The sequence below is a fragment of the Vibrio sp. 970 genome, from assembly GCF_033339075.1.
Map to the genome: position 1 here is coordinate 1 of NZ_JAWOTW010000329.1, position 693 is coordinate 693.

General features: G+C 48.5%; 1 protein-coding gene. It reads left to right on the forward strand.

The annotated features are described in order from the left end of the window. Window positions 1-43 precede the first annotated feature (43 nt). On the forward strand, window positions 44-658 hold the full coding sequence (locus R7Q11_RS26470; protein WP_193296566.1) for a tRNA-uridine aminocarboxypropyltransferase: 615 nt from the start codon (window positions 44-46) through the stop codon (window positions 656-658). Window positions 659-693: the final 35 nt, after the last annotated feature.

Sequence of the window (693 nt, forward strand, 5' to 3'; positions counted from 1 at the left end):
TTTCGGATGGTATTAGCCCTGTGCGTGAAGGGGTTCGACTGTAATGTCACAACCGTGTCCCCATTGCGGTTTTCTGTTCAACTGTATTTGCTCGCTGGTGCCTAAACTCACCAGCAAGCACGACATACTGCTATTGATGCACCCAAATGAGCTAACTCGTGACACCAATACGGGCCAGCTATTACAGCATTGCCAACTCAACGTCGAGCAAGCAATCTGGGATCGCAAACAACCACCAGCAGAGTTGCTCACTCGCTTGGCTGATCCATCACTGTACCCGGTGATTCTATTCCCAAGCGAAGAAAGCATCACACTCGAACATGTGGAAATGCAAAGCCAGCAACAAGCCAAAATGCCGCTGTACATTATTTTGGATGCCACCTGGCAAGAAGCACGCAAGATGATCAATAAGAGTCGCTGGTTAGAAGGTATCCCTACCATGGGACTTTCCGCACTCGCCGATTCTCAATATCAACTGCGACGTAATCAGCAACAAGGCAACTTGTGCACCTTTGAGGTTGCTGCCCACTTATTAGGTCAACTTGGTGAACAAGATAACCAACAGCAAATGCATACGTTTTTTGCTCACTACCTTGCGCTGTTCCAAGCCGAGAAAAGTGGCCATGCTCTCAAAGCGTCACCACACTCTCTCGAGTAAACCCAATCGACGAAACAAAAAACGCAGCCTTGGCT

What these genes read in the sequence shown, in the direction of transcription:
- R7Q11_RS26470 (WP_193296566.1), top strand. Translation starts at nt 44, where the DNA reads ATGTCACAACCGTGTCCCCATTGCGGTTTTCTGTTCAACTGTATTTGC.